20 protein-coding genes and 1 pseudogene are annotated in these 18,271 nt (G+C 66.3%); 13 read left to right on the top strand and 8 right to left on the bottom strand.

Annotated elements, in window-relative coordinates; translation table 11 throughout:
- Positions 1 to 7 precede the first annotated feature (7 nt).
- From petA to KAK03_RS18800, 5 genes are all read right to left on the bottom strand, one after another.
- Positions 8 to 613, bottom strand: coding sequence for a ubiquinol-cytochrome c reductase iron-sulfur subunit (petA, locus tag KAK03_RS18820; protein ID WP_210856188.1), 606 nt, complete (start codon positions 611 to 613; stop codon positions 8 to 10).
- A 77-nt stretch (positions 614 to 690) separates the two neighbouring features.
- Positions 691 to 1,341, bottom strand: coding sequence for a methyltransferase family protein (locus KAK03_RS18815; RefSeq protein ID WP_210856186.1), 651 nt, complete (start codon positions 1,339 to 1,341; stop codon positions 691 to 693).
- 12 nt (positions 1,342 to 1,353) lie between these two features.
- Positions 1,354 to 1,659: a DUF2933 domain-containing protein gene (locus KAK03_RS18810; RefSeq protein WP_210856184.1), complete on the bottom strand. Its 306-nt coding sequence runs from the start codon at positions 1,657 to 1,659 to the stop codon at positions 1,354 to 1,356.
- A gap of 78 nt (positions 1,660 to 1,737) precedes the next feature.
- A complete protein-coding gene (locus KAK03_RS18805) occupies positions 1,738 to 2,172 on the bottom strand; it encodes a hypothetical protein (RefSeq protein WP_210856182.1) in 435 nt (144 codons plus the stop codon).
- A 197-nt stretch (positions 2,173 to 2,369) separates the two neighbouring features.
- Positions 2,370 to 2,813: a hypothetical protein gene (locus tag KAK03_RS18800; RefSeq protein ID WP_210856180.1), complete on the bottom strand. Its 444-nt coding sequence runs from the start codon at positions 2,811 to 2,813 to the stop codon at positions 2,370 to 2,372.
- 181 nt (positions 2,814 to 2,994) lie between these two features.
- Between KAK03_RS18800 and KAK03_RS18795 the strand changes: the two genes are divergently transcribed.
- A complete protein-coding gene (locus tag KAK03_RS18795) occupies positions 2,995 to 3,390 on the top strand; it encodes a MerR family transcriptional regulator (protein ID WP_247661279.1) in 396 nt (131 codons plus the stop codon).
- A 31-nt stretch (positions 3,391 to 3,421) separates the two neighbouring features.
- On the opposite strand, the gene KAK03_RS18790 is transcribed toward KAK03_RS18795, so the two are convergent.
- Positions 3,422 to 3,706 carry a hypothetical protein gene (locus KAK03_RS18790; RefSeq protein ID WP_210856178.1) on the bottom strand — a complete coding sequence of 95 codons (285 nt, stop codon included), beginning with the start codon at positions 3,704 to 3,706 and terminating at the stop codon, positions 3,422 to 3,424.
- A gap of 252 nt (positions 3,707 to 3,958) precedes the next feature.
- Between KAK03_RS18790 and KAK03_RS18785 the strand changes: the two are divergent.
- Together KAK03_RS18785 and KAK03_RS18780 are read left to right on the top strand one after the other, a co-directional pair.
- Positions 3,959 to 5,227, top strand: a pseudogene (locus KAK03_RS18785) (type II restriction enzyme NmeDI-related protein).
- A 45-nt stretch (positions 5,228 to 5,272) separates the two neighbouring features.
- Positions 5,273 to 6,079 carry a helix-turn-helix transcriptional regulator gene (locus tag KAK03_RS18780; RefSeq protein WP_210856176.1) on the top strand — a complete coding sequence of 269 codons (807 nt, stop codon included), beginning with the start codon at positions 5,273 to 5,275 and terminating at the stop codon, positions 6,077 to 6,079.
- Here the strand turns inward: KAK03_RS18780 and KAK03_RS18775 are convergent.
- Both KAK03_RS18775 and KAK03_RS18770 read right to left on the bottom strand, forming a co-directional pair.
- Positions 6,049 to 6,960: an alpha/beta fold hydrolase gene (locus KAK03_RS18775; RefSeq protein WP_051495408.1), complete on the bottom strand. Its 912-nt coding sequence runs from the start codon at positions 6,958 to 6,960 to the stop codon at positions 6,049 to 6,051. The genes KAK03_RS18780 and KAK03_RS18775 overlap by 31 nt on opposite strands.
- A 55-nt stretch (positions 6,961 to 7,015) precedes the next feature.
- The gene (locus tag KAK03_RS18770; RefSeq protein WP_210856174.1) at positions 7,016 to 8,575 is read right to left on the bottom strand and encodes a molybdopterin-dependent oxidoreductase; all 1,560 of its coding nucleotides are present in this window, start codon (positions 8,573 to 8,575) and stop codon (positions 7,016 to 7,018) included.
- A gap of 302 nt (positions 8,576 to 8,877) precedes the next feature.
- Between KAK03_RS18770 and KAK03_RS18765 the strand changes: the two genes are divergently transcribed.
- From KAK03_RS18765 to KAK03_RS18720, 10 genes are all read left to right on the top strand, one after another.
- A complete protein-coding gene (locus tag KAK03_RS18765; protein ID WP_210856172.1) occupies positions 8,878 to 9,171 on the top strand; it encodes a CopK family periplasmic copper-binding protein in 294 nt (97 codons plus the stop codon).
- A 46-nt stretch (positions 9,172 to 9,217) separates the two neighbouring features.
- The gene (locus tag KAK03_RS18760) at positions 9,218 to 9,748 is read left to right on the top strand and encodes a cupredoxin domain-containing protein (RefSeq protein WP_210856170.1); all 531 of its coding nucleotides are present in this window, start codon (positions 9,218 to 9,220) and stop codon (positions 9,746 to 9,748) included.
- 96 nt (positions 9,749 to 9,844) lie between these two features.
- Entirely contained in the window at positions 9,845 to 10,210 is a 366-nt protein-coding gene (locus tag KAK03_RS18755; protein WP_210856168.1) for a copper-binding protein, read from the top strand.
- A gap of 24 nt (positions 10,211 to 10,234) precedes the next feature.
- The gene (locus KAK03_RS18750) at positions 10,235 to 12,007 is read left to right on the top strand and encodes a copper resistance system multicopper oxidase (protein ID WP_210856165.1); all 1,773 of its coding nucleotides are present in this window, start codon (positions 10,235 to 10,237) and stop codon (positions 12,005 to 12,007) included.
- An 11-nt stretch (positions 12,008 to 12,018) separates the two neighbouring features.
- On the top strand, positions 12,019 to 12,717 hold the full coding sequence (locus tag KAK03_RS18745; RefSeq protein ID WP_210856163.1) for a copper resistance protein B: 699 nt from the start codon (positions 12,019 to 12,021) through the stop codon (positions 12,715 to 12,717).
- Between the two features lie 183 nt (positions 12,718 to 12,900).
- Positions 12,901 to 13,821, top strand: a complete 921-nt coding sequence (locus KAK03_RS18740) for an NAD(P)/FAD-dependent oxidoreductase (RefSeq protein WP_210856161.1) — start codon at positions 12,901 to 12,903, stop codon at positions 13,819 to 13,821.
- 195 nt (positions 13,822 to 14,016) lie between these two features.
- Positions 14,017 to 14,454: a hypothetical protein gene (locus tag KAK03_RS18735; RefSeq protein ID WP_210856159.1), complete on the top strand. Its 438-nt coding sequence runs from the start codon at positions 14,017 to 14,019 to the stop codon at positions 14,452 to 14,454.
- 149 nt (positions 14,455 to 14,603) lie between these two features.
- Positions 14,604 to 15,089, top strand: coding sequence for a hypothetical protein (locus KAK03_RS18730; protein ID WP_210856158.1), 486 nt, complete (start codon positions 14,604 to 14,606; stop codon positions 15,087 to 15,089).
- Between the two features lie 177 nt (positions 15,090 to 15,266).
- Positions 15,267 to 16,583: a TolC family protein gene (locus KAK03_RS18725; protein WP_210856156.1), complete on the top strand. Its 1,317-nt coding sequence runs from the start codon at positions 15,267 to 15,269 to the stop codon at positions 16,581 to 16,583.
- A complete protein-coding gene (locus KAK03_RS18720) occupies positions 16,580 to 18,262 on the top strand; it encodes an efflux RND transporter periplasmic adaptor subunit (protein WP_210856154.1) in 1,683 nt (560 codons plus the stop codon). Before KAK03_RS18725 ends, KAK03_RS18720 begins: the two co-directional genes overlap by 4 nt.
- The last annotated feature ends 9 nt before the right edge of the window (positions 18,263 to 18,271 follow it).

The raw sequence follows: 18,271 nt of genomic DNA, 5'->3' as shown, positions 1-18,271 counted from the left end.
GTGTCCCTCAGGCTGTTGGAGCCGCGCCGATCAGCAGCACGGTCTCGGAGAGGAAACGGTGCGGCGGCACGGTCAGGTTGGTCGGTGCCGGCACGTTCTTGAACACGCGGCCGGCGAGGTCGAACTTGGACCCGTGGCAGGGGCAGTAGAAGCCGCCCGGCCACTGCGCGCCGATGTCCGGGCTGCCGGGCGTGGGCCGGAAGGTGGGGACGCAGCCCAGGTGGGTGCACACCGCCTCGATCACGGCCAGGTCGGGCCGGCTCGAGCGCAACGCGTTGCGGGCGGTGTCGGGCTGCTCCGACCGGCGTGACTGCGGGTCGGCGAGCAGGGTGTCGTGCCGCGCCAGCGCGTCGATCATCTCGGGCGTGCGGCGCAGCACGAACACCGGCTTGCCGCGCCACTCGACCGTGCGCAGTTCGCCGGGGCGCAGGCTGCCCAGCTCGACGTCGACCGGCGCGCCCAGTGCACGCGCCTTCTCGCTCGGCGCGAAAGAGGCCACGAAAGGCACCGCGGTGGCGACCAGTCCCGCGCCGCCGGCGGCGGTTGCCGCGCCGAGCCAGAGCCGGCGGTCCGAATCGTCTGGCGAATCGGCAGGGATGGTGGAGTTCGGCACGGCAGTCTCCTTCAAGGCCGTACTACGTTGTGGTGCACGGTGCAACTGCGGTTGTCTTTCACGTGCGATCTCCGGCCTCAGGCAGCAGAGGTGCGTCCGCTCAGAGCGGGAACGAAGCGCGGTGTGCGCGCGGCGTAGGCGTCGAACTCGGTGCCGAAACGCTCGCGCATCTCGCGCTCTTCCGTGACGGCAAGGCGTCCGTACATGGCCACCAGGATCGGGAACATCACCAACGTCAGCAGCGTGGGCCACTGCAGCAGGAAACCCAGCAGGATCATCACGAAGGCGACGTACTGCGGATGGCGGACGCGCGCATAGGGCCCGGTCGTCGCCAGGCGGTTGGCGCGCTGGGCGTGGTACAGCACGTTCCAGGCCGCGGACAGCAGGTAGAAGCCCAGCCCGAGGAAGACATAGCTGGCGATGTGCAGCACCCCGAAGTGCGGATCGCCCTTCTCGCCGAGCAGCGTCGACCAGAGGTGCCCGCTGTTGTGCGACATCAGATCCAGGGTGGGGTACTTCGTCTGCAGCCAGCCCGACATCAGGTAGATCGTCAGCGGGAAGCCGTACATCTCGACGAACAGCGCGACCACGAAGGCCGCGAAGGCCCCGAAGGTGCGCCAGTCTCGGCTGGTCTGCGGCTTGAAGAAGCTGAAGGCGAACATCAGGAAGATGGCCGAATTGAGGATGACCAGCATCCACAGTCCGTAGCCAGGCTGGTCGTGACTCATCTGCAAATCCCCTCAGTGGTGGTGGTGCGTCTTTCGCGAACGCCCTTCGGACGCTTCCGGACCCGCGGGGCGGTCGTTGGAGGGCCCCTTGCCATCGTGCGCATCCCCGTGGCCATGGCCGTGGCCGCGGTGCATGAAGATGTGCAGGAACGGGGACGCAGCCAGCAGCAGGTAGGGCAGGGCGCCCAGCGTGTGTGCGCGGTGTTCGGTCAGCAGGAAGAACAGGGCGATCGCGGCAAACACCAGCAGTCCGATGGCATATCGGCTGCGCCAGAATCCGCGCGCGCGGCGGATCGGCTCGTCGTGGTCATGATTCATGGAAGGGCTCCTGTGCGGCTCTCGGTTCAGCCCAGCGATTCGAAGAGTTCGACCGGGGCTTTCAGGCGCGTACGAAAGTCACTTGGCCGGCGCGGCAGGCGACATGGGCATGCGGTCCATCATCATCTGCATCATCGACTGCATCATGTCCATGCGCTTCTCCATCATCTGCTGGCGCGCGGCAGCGCTGGCTGGCGCCTTACCAGGCGCCATGCCACCCATCATCGACATGCCCTCCTGCATGAGCTTCATGTGCTCGGCCATCATCGCCTCGCGCTCCGCCGGCGTCTTTGCGCCGGCCATCTGCTCGTGCATCGACTGCATGGCCTTCATGTGCTTGTCGATCATGGCCATGTCGGGCATGCCGGCGGGCTTGCCGGTGGCCGGTGCGGGCATCGCCGCGGAAGCTGCCCCGGCGGGGTGATGGGCCTTATGCTGGTCGTCCTGCGCGAACGAAGCCGCGGACACAGCGGCGAGAGTTGCGGCAACGGCGAGGGTGCGGAAACGGAACATGGAGGCCTCCTGGAAGCGAGAGAACGATCGGTCGGCGGTTGGTCGGCCCGGTGGCCGGACAAGGGAGTGATGCCGCGACTTGCGGTCCGACTGTGCGGTCCGTAGTTGGCTACGGAGTCAACAGGTCGGAGCTGCGCGGCGGGCCGCCAGCAAGGGACGCACTGGAGCGTCCGTCGCTGCGCCCCTGGGGTCGCGCTCTACAGCGCGAGCCGGGAGAACTGCACCCGCGGAGGGGGTGAGGGCGGTGGAACCGCTGCAAGAGCGGCGCGGACCAGGGCGGCCGGCGCCATGTGCAGGTCGCTGGCCTGCCTGTGAGGCGCAGGAACCAGGACCATCTGATCAGGCGAGTCGAACTTGGGAAGTTGCTTCAGCAGCGTCTGCGACGACGCGTCGCAGGACTTCTGGCACGGCGCCTTGTCGGGGTGCTCGCCGTGCTTCGCTTGATCCGCCGCGTGGGATTGTTGTACAGCGGCTAGCGCCGGATGGTCTGCCTGCGAAACCTGGATGTCGGCATGCGCCAGTTCGCCGCGCGGTTCCGTCAGACAGGCATTCGCCACTCCCGACAGCAGCGCGAAGACCCACACGAGCAACATCGTGAGGGCGATGCTGCGCCTGTGGTGGCGGCTGGCGGTCAGAGTCATGTTCAAGTCGGTACGTGCGCAGATTTGCAGAATCCGCGGCGGAAGTCTCGCCGGACATTGCATCGGAAACGTTGATCGTCGTCAAACCGGCTCTGGGGTCAACTACGGAATCCGGACGTACCATGCCGCCGTGAAAAAAAGAATGGTCGCGCGCCCCGCGCCCTTGGAGACAGCCTCTCCCTTGACCATCGGTCGCCTTGCGAAGGCAGCCGGAGTGGGCGTTGAGACGGTGCGTTACTACCAGTCGCGCGGACTGCTGCGTGTGCCGGCGGCAAACGGCGGCTTTCGGGTCTACCCCGTTGCGGCGATTGACCGCATCGCGTTCATCAAGCGTGCGCAAGCGCTGGGCTTTTCGCTGGACGAGGTGCGCAGCCTGCTGGACCTGGAGGACGGCCGCAATCGCCGGGCCATCCAGTCGGTCACCCAGGCACGTCTGGGCCAGATCGAGGACAAGCTGGCGGACCTGCATCGAATGCGCGGGGCGCTGTCCGAGTTGCTGCATCGCTGCAGGCAGGCCGGCCCCATGCAGGCCTGCCCGATCATCGAGACGCTGGCCGGCGCGAGGTCACCCGCCTGACGGTGCGTGACCCGGACGGGCCGCCCAGCCGTCAAAGTCGCTTGGCACGCGCCAAGGGCACGCCCGACACATTCACCACCGACGCCACCGGCATCACCGCAGCCAGTCGCTGCGTGCCCAAGCCGACCGTCGCTTGACGCATCGGAACGCCCGACAGCCGCACCTCGGCAGGAACGGTCGCTGGCGTGGTTGTGCCAAGGCGCTTGGCGACGACCAACGGGACGCCAGGGCCCGCGCCTTCCGTTCCAGCTGTTGCCGCCGACGCCGAACCGATGGCCAGGCCGGCGAGTGCCAGCAAGACTGCGATGGTCCTCATGTCAATGCTCCTTCTTCAAAGTGCGCGCTTTCCGGGATTGGCAGCGACGTTTCCCCTGGCTTGCTGCAGGGAAGGACAACACGGTACGCGGCTTCGATTGACCGGAACCTGACCGATTGATGACGATGTCGTCAGGATCGACCGGCAGACGCTGCAGGCATTCGACGTGCCCCGTTCGCGCCGCACGCGGCCGCGCTGGCGCCACGCGCGATGGCGCTAAGCTTGCCGGCCATGGAACAAGCCGTCTTGCCGATGTCCCCTGCCGCGCAGCGGGACGCCCTGATCGACCGTTGGCGGGCCGATCCCCATGCAACGTACCGCACCTGGTTCCTGTGGGAAGAGCGCCTGAAGAACTTCCGCTCGATCCGGCGCGGCATCGGGCAGATCGTGCGCGAGATCGAGGGTGGAAGCTTCGGCAACGTGTATCGGGGCTCGACGCTGGAGACCGTCGTGTCGTCGATCGCCGAGCAGCGGCAGATCTTCAAGGGTGCGGACCACGCATTTCTGTGGAAGCCCAAGCTGCGCATCCCGGACATCTACGAGAACGAGGACAACCAGCGCGCCTTCGGGCGGCTGCTGCACGCGTGCGACTGCTGCGACACGGCCGAAGCGGTGATCGATGCGATCCGTCGGCTCGACGCTCGGCAGATCAAGGGGTTGGGGCCTGCCGTGGCGAACCTCCTTTAGTTCATCCACCCGACCCTTGTCGTTCCGTTCAACACGGCGATCGTGCGGGGCTACAACGCGCTGACCGGAGGCAACGTCAAACTGGGGCGTTGGGACCACTATCTGTCGATGCGAGAAGGGGTCATGCGCCTGAACGCCGAGCATCGCTCGCGCCTGTCCAATGACCTCGGCGCGGTCGCCGGGCTGCTGTTCGACATCGGCTCCGGGCGCTACGAGGCGCCGCCGCGCGAGAACGATCCTTTGGCGGCGCAGGCTTGGCAAGGCGACCTCGCGAGGGTGCGTGAAGAGACGGTCGCGCAACACCGGCAGTGGACGCTCGAGCGGGAGAGCGACACCACGCATACGGAGGTTCAGGGCTGGCTGCGCGATCTCGGCCTGAGTTTGGGCTTTCAGGTGTGGATCGCGGCGAACGATCGCTCGCGCGAGTACCTGGACGGCCGGCTCGGCGATGGTTGTCTCGAGGGTCTGCCCGCAGGACTCGACGGCGCCGCGGAGTCTGTGCGCCTGATCGACGTGGTCTGGCTGGACACCAGCGGCGCGCGAGTCGTCGCTGCCTTCGAGGTCGAGCATTCGACTTCGATCTACTCCGGCATCGTGCGCATGCTGGATCTGGCGCTGGGTTGCGCACTGGGGGCGGGTACCGCGATGTTCCTGGTCGCGCCCGACGATCGGCGCGACCAGGTGGCACAGCAACTGCGACGGCCGGCGTTCTCGCGCGTGTCGGAACTCGGTATTCGCTACCTGCCCTATGGCGAACTGCGCTTGCACCGCGCCGCCATCGGCAGATTCGGAACGGGATTGAAGCCCATCCTCGAGGTTTCGCAGGCTCTATGAACTTGATTGTCGCGGCCGGCGTCTCGCAACAACATGATGGGCTCGTTGACCCGCCTTCCCGCTGAGGCCGCCGATGAGTGCGTTCGAGTGCGGCTTTACCTGTGGCCCCACCGCCTGCTCTACATCGGGCCTGGCCCCAGTACCCGATCGCATCGCCATCATGCGGCCCAGATCTGCTGGGGACTCGACGGCAGCTTGCGTTCGCGTATCGAGCCCCACGGAAAATGGGAAGCGTGGAATGGATTTCGCGTCCTGCCCGACCAGCCGCATGCCTTCGATGCCAAGGACGCTCAGGTGGCGATGCTCTTCATGGAGTCAGAGGGGGCCGAGTACGCCTGCGTCGAGGGTCGGCTACACACAGATGAGTGCATTGTTCCTTTCCAACCGCCGCACCCGGCGGCCGCGGGATTGGCGACGCTCGCAGCCGAAGGCGGGACCATCGACGAAGCGGACGCCATCTGCAGAGCATGGCTCGGCTTGGGCAGCGTCAATGCGAGCGGGCGCGGCCGCGATGCTCGGATTGTTCGTGCGCTGCAGGTCCTGCAGTCGGCCATAGATCGACCCGTGCGACTGCAGTCGCTGGCGAACCAGCTGAACGTCTCGCCGAGTTGGCTGAGCCACCGGTTCGTCGAGGAGACGGGTGTACCGTTGCGGCGCTATGTGGTGTGGACGAGACTGCGTCGGGCTGTCGAATCCGTCCTTCAGGGGGCTTCGTGGACCGAAGCTGCTCACGCGGTCGGCTTCAGCGACTCGGCACATCTGTCGCGTTCATTCCGCGACAACTTCGGGATCGCACCGTCTTCGCTGATCGGGCGGCGGGATCAGATCTCGGTCTGTTTCGACAAGGGTTGACGGGGCATGTCGTGGGGCTCGACGCGAGTCGTCACGAAGTGCCGGATCGCTCGTGCGACGGCGGCCGGCTGGTCTTCGGTCACGAACGGGCCTGAATCGTCGATCACTTCGACGGTCGCATCCGGGAACAAGCCAGCCAGGCGGTGGGCGTGCTCGAGCGGGAAGAATCGGCGACGCTCTCGCGCCCACGCAAGCAGCACCGGCTTGGGGAACCCCGGAAGGCGCGTGGCAACCTCGACCGTGTACATCGGATCGATGGCGCGGACCAAGGCCGCGAAATCGCTTCGTGTGCCTGGGCGGTCGCGCAGCGGGGCGGTGTAGGACCTCATGATGTCGTCCGGGATCGCCCTCTCAGTCAGCAGACCAAAGGCGATGGGCAGTCGTTGTACCCAACGCCAGCGCAAGGTTTGCGCCAAGACCCACAGTCCCCATGACGTTCTCCCCAACAGGCGCAGGTGCCGAATCGGCAGCGGGACGAAGTTGTCGAAGGCGTCGCATGGAGTCAATACGAGCGCAGCAATCCGCTGGGCATGGTCGGCAACCACATGTTGTGCCACTGCACCCCCCGTGTCATTGGCGACGAGCACGACGCTGTCGAGATTCGCAGCCGCAAGGAAGCGGTCGACCATCTGGGCAACTCCCGGAAGCGAAAAGTCGGTGCCGTCCCGCATCTTGAGGGCATGCGCTCCCAGCGGCCAGTCGGGTGTGATGCAGCAGTGATCCCTTGCCAGATCCTCGACCACACCACGCCACACGTCGCCGTTGGCGATGATGCCGTGCAGGAACACGATGGTCGGACCCGTGCCCGTGACCCGATACTCGATCGGACCCTCTGGAACTTGAACGATGCGGCGTTCGCCGAGCACAGCCGAAACGGACATACGCGCCCCTCCCTTTGTCGTTGCGGGCCTCACCAGACACGAGGCGCCAAACCGGCTACCCCCTGTGGGGCCGGTGCCTGCGCCACGCAGTGATTCCTCGCCAGGCCAGGAGCCCTCGCGCGCGTGCATCCGATGCGAGCCACCAGCAGACCTGGCGCCTCTGCGGGGTGCGCGTCGATTGCACGTCAACCGCAATGCGGTGGTAGCCGCGGGCCCCGTCGGGGTAGGGTGCGGCAGCGAGTTCGGCCTGAACGCCTTCTCGTCCCCAGGTGCGGGTCTCCAAGGTGTGGCGGCCGGGCGTTGCATCCCAGGGCGCTTGCCACTGAACCCAAGCACTCGGGCCGAGGGCCGTGGCCAGCGCGCAGACTTGCCACGGGCCGCCGTCGATGCGCAGTTCGACCTTCGCGACGCCGTGCGGAGGACTCCACGCCACACCGGCGACGATCTGGCGGCCGGGTGCCAGCAGCGCTGAGTGGTTTGGAACGTCGATCCTCGAGTTCGGCGCCATGCGGGATGGCCGTCTTGGCCAGCCCTTGCGCTCCGCGTAGTCGATGGCTTCGCTGAACCGCATGACCTCCACGGACGCCAGCCACTTGATGTTCGCGTCATAGCCGTGGATGCCAGGCACAAGGACTCGAACTGGAGCACCGTGCGCGCGTGTGAGTGGTGTGCCGTTCATGGCGTAGACCAGCATGGGCTCGAAGCCGTCCCCGAGCAACGACAAGCTGATGCCGGCAGAGAACCCGTCCACCGAGTGAAGCCGGACATGGTCCGCTTCCGTGGCCGCTCCGGCGCGCACGAGCAGGTCGCGCAGCAGTACGCCTTGCCAGCGCGCATTCCCTACGAAAGGGCCGCCAACGGGGTTGTGCACACACATCAGAACCGCGTCGATCTCTCGCGATGGAAGCGACAGCAGCTCGTCGAGGGTGAGACTGAGCGGGTGCTCGACCATGCCTCGCACCACGAGGCGCCACTGTCGCAACACGACGCTCGGAGCAGGAAACGTCACGTCGGTGACGAAGAATCGGTCGACAGGGGTGATCAACTCGGACAGTCCTGGAATCTCCAGGGAGGCAGAGCCAGGGGGCGAACCCAGGGGAGCTTGCGGCCGTGGCAGACGTACGGGCTCTGCGCGCCGGCGTTGTCGGACACGACGAATCACCAACGCCAGTCCCGCCGCGGCGAAGCCGATGGCGAAGGAAGCTTCCGCGCCGAAGAAGACACCCAGCATCCCTGCCGCTGTCCCGACCAAACCCAGGGTGGCGGCCGTGGTGCGCGAAAGCTCGGTGCGGCGCCACAGCGCATACAGCCCGAGCAACCCAGACAACAGCAACGCCGCCATGAGCGTGGCCGTGCCCGCGGTCGCGGCCATCGCCGGAACTCCGAGACTGAACAAGGTCAGTGCGATGGCGATCGCGGGCTTGTCGCCGCGCCGAAGCAATGCAATTGCGACGTCGATCAGCGGTGTTGGCAGCGCGTCGATCAGCCACTTGCCGAGCGCTCGAACCGGCGAGGTATGCGTTCCACGGACGGCTGCAGCAAACTCGCCGGCGGCCAGCTGAACGAAGGCGGCGCCCAGGCCCTGAAGCCACGCATCGGAAGGAGAGAACGGCATTGGTTGCTCGGGGCTGAATACTGTTGGCGTTCCCAGCTTGCATCGCCGTGCGCCTGCAGGCTTGAAGAAACTGGCAGTTCGGTGGCGCCGCCGCTGGCGAACTGGGCCACAGCTGCGGCGCGAGGCCTCCGCTGGCAGAACTGCGCCGCCGATCCGTGGCCGGAGTCTGCGAGAGACAAGCTTACGAACCTGTAATGTGGTTGTCGGCCGTGCGTCGGATGCGGTTCCCTAGAGTGCAGGGCATGCCAAGTGGCATGACGTTGAGGGAGCGACTCCCTCGCTGCATCACGAAAGGTTCGATCATGAAGGCGACTCTGTTCACCCTGACCATCGCGCTGGCGGCCGCCACGGCGACCGCGCCGGCTTTTGCGCGCGATGCTCTGCCGCAGGCCACGCAGCAGGCGCTGGCGCTGAAAGACGGTTCCACGCTGTACGTCTTCAAGGACGGGAAGATGGCGAAGGAGGATCGCTACGGCCGCGCGGCCTACCTCAAGCAAGGCGAGGTTCTCGAACTGGCCGACGGACGCAAGGTCCCGGCAGTCGGTAACGAGGTCGCGCGGCTGGACGGGCTCCTCAACGACGGGCATCGGAACTGAATCCCGGCGAAACGGGCCACCCACAAAGCTCCATCGAGAAGCACCCATGAACAAACTTGGCAAGGCCGGCTTCGTGTCGGCGCTCGTGCTCGCCGCATCCGCAGCGATGGCCGGCCCCGGCCACGGCAGCAATCCTGTTGGCGAACCCGGCAAGGCCGCGCAGGCCACCCGCACCGTCAACGTCGACATGACCGACAACATGCGCTTCACACCCAGCGAGATCTCGGTCAAGCAGGGGGAGACGGTGCGCTTCGTCGTGAAGAACTCCGGCGCCGTGAAGCACGAACTGGTGCTCGGCACGCCCGAGGAGCTGAAGGAGCACTACGCGATGATGCTGAAGATGCCGGGCATGGAGCATGCCGACGACAACATGGTCAGCGTGGCGCCAGGCAAGACCGGCGAGGTCGTCTGGCGCTTCACCCAGGCCGGCAAGGTGGACTTCGCTTGCCTGCAGCCCGGCCACTACGACGCCGGCATGAAAGGCCTCGTCAATGTTGCGCAGGAGGCTGGCGCTTCCAAGAATGACGGCCACGGCGGCCACGGCGGCCACGGCGGCCACGGCGGCCACAAGCACTGAGTGACGTTTGTCACGACATGTCCGAGGCGCTCGGCACTTGTTGTCGCCACGTGCCTCTTGGCAGAATCCGATTCACCCCCTCAAGGAGCATTCGATATGAAGACCTTCAAGCCCCTCCTCCTCTCCCTGGCCTTTGCGGCCGCGGCGCCGTTTGCGATCAGCGCGCACGCCCAGGCGATGGATCACAGCAAGATGGGCGGCATGAACATGCCCGGCATGAAGATGGACGGCATGCCCGCTTCGATGACCGAAGGCGAAGTGCGCAAGATCGACAAGGAGGCCAAGAAGATCACCCTGAAGCACGGCGACATCAAGAACCTGGACATGCCCGGCATGACCATGGTCTTCCAGGTCAAGGATGCGGCGCTGCTGGACAAGGTCAAGGCCGGCGACAAGGTAACGTTCACCGCCGAGAAGGCCGATGGCGCGATCGTCGTCACGGCGATCGAAGCCGTGAAGTAACCCCGGGCAATGAGGCTGTCCCCGATGGATCCGTCCAAGCGCCGAACTCTGCAGACCCTGGCCGGTTTGGGCGCGCTGGCAGCACTGCCGCGCGCCTGGGCGCAGGTGAGGGCGGTCGACCTGCGCGACACGCCGGTGTCGCGCGCCTACGACCTGACCGTGGCCGAGACCCCACTTAACGTTACCGGCAAGCCCGCGCAGGGCATCACCATCAACGGCACGATGCCAGGCCCGGTGCTGCGCTTCCGGGAGGGCGACGAGGTGGTGATCCGCGTCACCAACAAGCTGCGCGAGATCACCGGCATCCACTGGCACGGCCTGCTCGTGCCCAACGACCAGGACGGTGTGCCCGGCGTCACCTACCCCGGCATCCGCCCGGGCGAGACCTTCACCTACCGCTTCAAGCTCAGGCAGTCCGGCACCTACTGGTACCACAGCCATGCCGCGCTTCAGGAGGCGGCGGGCTACTTCGCGCCGCTGATCATCGAGCCGGCCAAGCCCGACCCCTTCCAGTACGACCGCGACTACGTGGTCGTCATCTCCGACTGGATCGACACCCCGCCCGCTCAGGTGCTGGCCAACCTCAAGAAAGTGGATGGCTACTACAACTACCGGCGCGTGACAGCGCCACAGTTCTTCGCCCAGTTGCGCAGCGCACCCGATGCCAAGGCTCGCGAAGCACTGTGGGCCGAGCGCATGGAGTGGGCCAAGATGCGCATGGATCCCACCGACTACAGCGACGGCGGCGACGAATGGTCGTTCCTCCTGCAGGGTAAACGACCCGGCGAGAACTGGACCGGGCTGTTCAAGCCGGGCGAGCGCGTACGGCTGCGGTTCATCAACGCCTCGCCGATGAACCTGTACGACGTTCGCATCCCCGGCCTGCCGATGACGGTGGTCCAGGCCGACGGTCAGAACGTCAATCCGGTCGAGGTGGACGAGTTCCGCATCGGCAACGGTGAAACCTACGACGTGATCGTGCAGCCCAAGGAAGCCAAGGCGTACACCATCTTCGTGCCGACGATTGCGCGCATCGGCTATGCGCGCGGCACGCTCGCCCCCGAACTCGGCATGAGCGCGCCGGTGCCCGACCTGGGCCCCAAGCCCGTGCGCACGATGGCCGACATGGGCATGGCCGGCATGGACATGGGCAGCGGCATGGCTGACATGCCGGGCATGGACATGGGCAAGCCCGCAGCCGCCGCCGGACATGCCGGCATGGCGATGCCGGCGCCGGCCAAGCCCGCTGATTCAAAGGGCAGCATGCCCGGCATGGCGGACAGGCCGGCCGACCCGCATGCCGGCATGGCGGGCATGGGTGGTATGGTCGACATGCCCGGCATGGGCGCCGCAACTCCGAAGCCGGAACCTGACGTCGATGGCCTGAGGCGGCTGAAGTACGCACACCTGCGTGCCCTCACGCGCAATGCCGATGACCGCGCGCCCGAGAAGGAAGTGCTGGTACGGCTGACCGGCGACATGGCGCGTTACTTCTGGGGCATCAACGACAAGAAGCTGTCGCAGGCCGAGCCGCTCGAGATGGGGCTGGGCCAGCGCGTTCGGATCAAGTTCGTCAACGAGACCATGATGGAGCACCCGATGCACCTGCACGGCGTGTTCATGGAACTGGTCAACGGCAACGGCGTGTTCGCCCCGCGCAAGCACACCATCATCGTGCCGCCGGCGCAGACCGTGGAGCTCGATGCCACCTTCGAGGACGAAGGCACGTGGGCCTTCCACTGCCACCTCTTCTATCACGCCGCCACCGGGATGATGCGCCTGGTCAAGGTTGCCTGAGGACCACGTCGATGTCGAAGAAAATGCGTGCGGCGCTGCGCCGCGCAGGCGGCGCGCTGCTGCTGAGCACGATGGCGCTGGGTGCGCAGGCGATGGAGGACGAGTCGATCTACTCTTACACCCTGGTCGAAGCCGGCGCAGGCAAGGTGCGTGGGCAAGCGGGCTCCGTGCAGTCGCTGGCCATCGACGGCTGGGTTGGCGGCGACTTCAATCGGCTCTGGTACTCGCTCGATGCCGAACGCCGTGGCGGGCGGACCGAAGCGGCGGAGTTGCAACTGCTGTACGGTCGCTACATCGCGCCGTTCTGGGACGCGCAGGTCGGGCTGCGCCGCGACGAGCGTCCCGCCGGGCGCGACTACCTGACGCTGGGCGTGCGCGGACTCGCACCCTATGCCTTCGATGTCGACCTGAAACTGTTCGTGCGCGACGACGGCAAGGTCTTCGCCCGCACGCGGTTCGAGAACGAGTTCCTGCTCACCAACCGCTTCATCGTCACGCCTTCGCTTGGCGTCGAGTGGTCGGCCTCCGACATCGACGCGACGGTTCGCCGTGGCGCCTACCAGGCCGATCTGGGCGTGCAGGCGCGTTACGAGTTCAACCGGCGCATCGCGCCGTACCTGGGCCTGTCGCGCACCTTCTATCCACGGGCACAGTCTGGCGGGGAAGTCGCCGCGACGCAGTGGCGCGCCGGAATGCGGGTTCTGTTCTGACTGTCGATGTCGTCACTGGGCGAGTCTGTCGCGAACCAAACCGTCGGAGTTCACGCCTGCAGGGTTCCGACGCCGGATGACCACGCCGTCATCTGGCGGTCACCTACGTGACTGGATCGCGTCGGCAAGCTGCGCGAGGGGTCCATTGCGCTGGGCTTGGGGCGCCGCCGGCTGCGACTGATCGTGATTGAGGCCACCGACATACTTAACGCATCAGTCATCGGCGGGGACACCTATGATTGCGTCGTGATCGGCGGAGGCCCCGCTGGGCTCACTGCAGCAATCCATCTGCGACGGATGGGGCGCGGAGTGCGCTTGGTGGACTCTGGAGCGAGCCGAGCGCAGCGCATTGCGCGTGCCTTCAACGTCGCCGGTTACCCAGAGGGGGTAGTCGGCGGGCATCTGCTTGAGAGGATGCGACAACATCTGCGCGCGGCAGACGGTCACGTCACTTACGATTCCGTCGAAGAAGTACGACGTTGCCCGGACCACAAGTTCTTAGTCCGCCTGAAACATGGAACGATGCTGGCGCGCAGCGTTATCTTGTGCACCGGGGCCGCGGATCCTGCGATCGACTTGTCCGGAATCGACGCTGTGGCGTCGGCAGGCCTGCTTCGGACCCAGTCTTGGCTGGGAGTCGAAGAACTCGCCGGGAAGCGCGTCGGCGTGCTGGCTTCGCCCTCCGGAGTGAGTTGCTCCGCCAGTCTGCGCGCGGTGTGCCCGAAGTCAAGGATCATCGCGTTGGACAGCACTGATTCAGAGTCGAATCGCCATCCACCGCCAGCCTGTCTGGATCGTCTAACCGGCGTTGCACGCCGCGTTGCTATGACTCGACACAAGGCCGTCTCCGTAACCTACGACGATGGTCGCGCCTACGAGTTCGACTTGCTGCTCTCAGCTGCCGACGAGCTTCCTCGCACGTCTTTGGCGAAAGGACTTGCTATCCGGCTTGGCGCAAATGGCGCTATCGCGATCGGCCCGACCGGACTGACCAGCGCCGACAACGTGTACGCTGCGGGCGAGGTCGCGGGGGTCCCCTGCCAGATCGACATCGCGATAGGTCAGGCGGCAGTTGCCGCTGCAGCGGTGCATGACACCTTGTAGGTGTGCTGCGTTTGCCTTGAGGAACCATCTGTTCTTCGCTCGAAGCGACCGCAACCGTGGGTGCTTCGGCACCGAGTCTCGAATGCGTGATGACGAGGCAGTCATCGCGGCGTCGGTCTGCGGTTGGTCGTGACTTCCTAGAGTGTTCGTCGTGCGCGCTGTTGCGCATGTCACCGAACGCTGGAAGGAGCATTCATGAACACACATGTGAATCGAGCGGCACGCGCTCTGATGAGCCCGATTCTTGCCGCGACGATCGCTGGCTTCGGGTTCTTCCCTGTACAGAGCAGTGCCAAGGACTCGCCTCTGGCGACGTACCGCTGCGTGGTGTCGGGGCAGGCAAGTCAGTGCCATCCGGCCGAATCAGTGTCCGATGTCCGGATCGAAAGGCAACTCGTGCTCGGCCCCTATGCGCGCTACCTCGTATACCGTGGCGAGAGCACGCGTGCCGCAGCCGTGAGAGCCCAGGAACTTGGCGAGCAAGCCGTTGAGCGAGTCGTGAGGATCACGAGGAGAGAACTCGGTGCCTTCGAGCGATACCATCGTGCCATCGGCCATAGCGCCGAGTCGGACTACATCCAGGAGACGGTTTCTGAGGTGACCGTCGACGCCGCGTCCCTTGGCTCTGACTGACCGTGGTTTCACCCAGCGCTGATGATGTCGGAGTCGGCGAACGCACGGCCGCGGATGCACGGGACGGCCCGGTCTGAGTCTTGACGATCCTCAAACCAGCGTCCCGCCGCAGCATGCATACTTTGTAGACTTTCTGGATCCGCCCCTTCATGTTCCGCCGCCCTCAACAACTCCGCCGCTGGGCCCTTCGGGTCGTGCTGGTGTGGCTGTTCGGTATCGGCCTGGGCGTGGCCAATGCTTGCTTGGCCGCTCAGCAGTTTGCCGGCGGCGATGAGGCTTTCCAGGCGGTGGCCAACGTGCAGGCCGCCGACGACGCGGCAGCGCCTGCGGACTGTGAGCATCACTCGGTCGCTGTGCTGGATCAGTCCTGGCATGATCAGCAGGACTCGAAGCCGAAGCCGAAGCCGAAGCCGAAGTCGAACTGCGAGAGTTTCTGCGAGCGAGCTGGCGTAACAATCCCGCCGCAGAAGTCCGTTCTCGACAATTACCAGTTCCATGTCCTGCCCCTTCCAATGGTGGCGGCCTTGGTCGTGCCGGCGTCGGTTGACGTGTCGGCACATGTGGGGGGGGTAGCGCGCCGGGATGGCGCAAGGCCCCTGCCGATTCCAATCGCCTTCTTGCGCCTGGCGCTATAGGGGTCACGCGCAAGCAGCCGGCCTGCCTGGCCGCGCTGCCCGCGTGCATCTCGCGTTCTTTCGCAGACCGTCTTCAACGGCGGTGCCTCGAAAGACTGACCGTATCGCCGCCGTGATCGGAACCCCGGATCGCCCATGTATCCGGCTCCTCCGAGCGGCGCCCAAGGAGAAGACGAAATGACGACCGTACAGGGTCAGGCCAATCGCGCTTGGCCAGGCGTGCCGCGCTGGGCGGGCTTGCTGGTGGTAGGGCTGGTCCTCGGTGCTGCCGGGCCCGTTGCCGCAGTCGCCCAGGAGGCGCCGTTGGGGCGCGACCTCCCGGGGTTGCTGGCCTACGCCCGTGCCCAGAGCCCGGAGATCCGGGCCATGCGCGAGGAGGCCGAAGCCGCCGCGCAACGTGTGGGGCCGGCGGGGGCGCTCCCCGACCCGGTGCTGCGCGTGGAGCTCATGAACATCAACAACTACGGCAGCGACGCTTCGCCCAGCCTGCTGCCGTGGAAGGTCGGTGAAACCAAGTACACCTTGATGCAGGCATTTCCCCTGTGGGGCAAGCGCGAGCTCAAGCGGGACGCCGCCGCCGCGGATGTGCGGCAGGCCGAGGCCCGCTCGAATGCGACCTGGGCCGAGCTGGCAGCTCGGATCAAGGCAGCCTACGCGGAGTACTACCGCGCTGCTGGCAATGAGCGGCTGACCACGGAAGTGCTTGGACTGATGACCCGGCTCGAGCAGGTCGCGCAGGCGCGCTACGCGGGTGGACTGACCGCCCAAGCGGACGCGATCCGCGCGCAGCTGGAACAGACGGCGATGCGCTCGGAGCTGATCATGCTCGACAGCGAGAAGCGCCAGATTCGCGCGCGGCTGAATGCGCTGCTGGCGCGCGAAAGCGGCGCACCGCTGGCCGACCCCCTGGAGCTGCGTGCGATACCGACGCTGAACACCGCCGATGCGTCGTCGCTGGCGGAGCGGGCGCGGTCGGGCAATCCGCAGATCCAGGCCGAGCTGGCGCGCGTGGCTCTCGCACAGAAGAGTCGCGACCTCACACGGCGCAATCGTTACCCCGACCTCACCGTCGGCCTGTCCCCATCGCAGATGGGCTCGCGCATCACCACCTGGGGCGTGATGCTGGAGATGAACATCCCGCTGCAGCAGGAAGCTCGCCGCGGCCAAGAACGTGAAGCCGAGGCCATGGTCGCCGCGTCGCGGTCGAGAGCCGAGGCGCTGCAGCAGCAACTGGTGGGTGACCTGGCCGTCAATCTGGCCGGGCTCGAGGCCGCGCGGCGCAACGAGACGCTGCTGAAAACCCAGCTGTTGCCGCAGTCGGAGCTCGGCCTTCATTCGGCACTGGCCGCCTACGAGAACGGCAAGGCGGAGTTCGCGATGTTGCTCGAGGCGCAGCGCCAGATTCGCAAGGCCCGCCTGGAAATCCTGAAGACACAGGTCGAGGCGCAGATGCGCTTGGCCGAGATCGAACGCATTGTGGGAGAAGACCTGTGAAGACCGCCACGACAGTACTCATCATCGCCGCGATCGGTGCCGTCGGCGCCGGCAGTTACTGGCTGGGCACGCAGACGCGCAGCGCCGCACTTTCGTCCGCCGAGGCCAGCCAGGGGTCGCCCTCCGCTGCGGTGCCGAAGCAGCGCAAGCTGCTGTACTACCGCAATCCCATGGGGCTGGCCGACACCTCACCGGTGCCGAAGAAGGATCCGATGGGCATGGACTACATCCCGGTCTACGAAGGCGAAGACGAGGCCTCGCCTGGCGCTGGCGCCGGAGGGGCAGGCCAGGTGCGCATCAGCACCGAGAAGATTCAGAAATTGGGCGTGCGCACCGAGCCGGCGGGCATGCGCCTTCTCGGCAAGACGATCCGGGCGGCAGGCCGCATCGAGCCGGACGAGCGCCGGACCTTTGCAGTGACCGCGAAATTCGAAGGCTACGTCGAACGGCTGCACGTCAGTGCGACCGGCCAGCCGGTGGCCAAGGGTCAGCCTTTGTTCGAGGCCTACAGCCCTGAACTGGTTTCGGCGCAGCGCGAGTACACGATCGCCATGCAAGGGCTCGAGGCGATGAAGGAGGCCGGCACGGAGGCGCAGGCCGGCATGCGTCAGCTGGCCGACTCGAGCCTCGCGCGACTGCGCAACTGGGACCTGTCGGCACCGCAGGTGGCGGCCCTGATGAGGTCAGGCCAGCCGCAGCGGACGATCTCGTTCCCGTCGCCGGTGACGGGCATAGTTTCCGAGAAGAAGGCGCTGCAGGGCATGCGCTTCATGCCGGGCGAGTTGCTGTACCAGATCACCGATCTGTCGGCGGTCTGGGTGATCGCCGACGTGCCCGAACAGGACATCGCGCTGGTCAAGACCGGTGCGAAGGCTCGCGTGACGACCACGGCGTATCCGACCGAAGGCTTCGAAGGACGCGTCACGTACGTCTACCCCACCTTGAAGGCCGAAACACGCAGCATCCCGGTGCGTGTCGAACTAGGCAACCCCGGCCAGCGTCTCAAGCCGGCGATGTTTGCCCAGGTGGAACTCGGTGTCGGTGGCAAGTCGCCGGTGCTGGCGGTGCCGGACTCCGCCGTGATCGATTCCGGCACGCGGCGGATCGTTCTGGTCCAGGTGGGGGAGGGGCGCTTCGAGCCACGCGAGGTCGAACTCGGCGCGCGAGCAGACAACTACGTCGAGGTGTTGAAGGGCGTGCGTGACGGCGAACCGGTCGTCGTGGCCGCGAACTTCCTGATCGATGCAGAGAGCAACCTCAAGGCCGCAGTGGGAGGCCTCGGCGGGCACGCAGGACACGGCAGCCCGGCGACCGGCGGCTCCGCGCCGGCAGCACCGGCGCAGCCGGACAAGCCAGTGCCGGCGGCAGCGATCGGCCACAAGGCCGAAGGCACGATCGACAGCGTTGACACCAAGAAAGGCACGCTGAGCCTCAACCACGGACCGGTCGTCACGCTGAAGTGGCCGGCGATGACGATGGAGTTCAAGGCCGCCAACGCGTCGCTGCTCAGCGGACTCAAGCCCGGCCAGGCCGTGCGCTTCGAATTCGTCGAACGCCAACCGGGTGACTTCGTCGTGACGTCGATCGCCTCGACCGGAACCGTGCCCAACGTGGCGCCGCAGGCCAAGCCGGCCACACCGGCGGCCAGCGCGGGCCAGTCCACCCACTCCGGCCACTGAGCAGAGGGC

Origin of the sequence: Ideonella alba (assembly GCF_018069845.1) — a bacterium.
In the GTDB taxonomy this organism is placed as follows: domain Bacteria; phylum Pseudomonadota; class Gammaproteobacteria; order Burkholderiales; family Burkholderiaceae_C; genus Ideonella; species Ideonella alba.
This window is presented reverse-complemented; position numbering and strand designations above follow the sequence as displayed.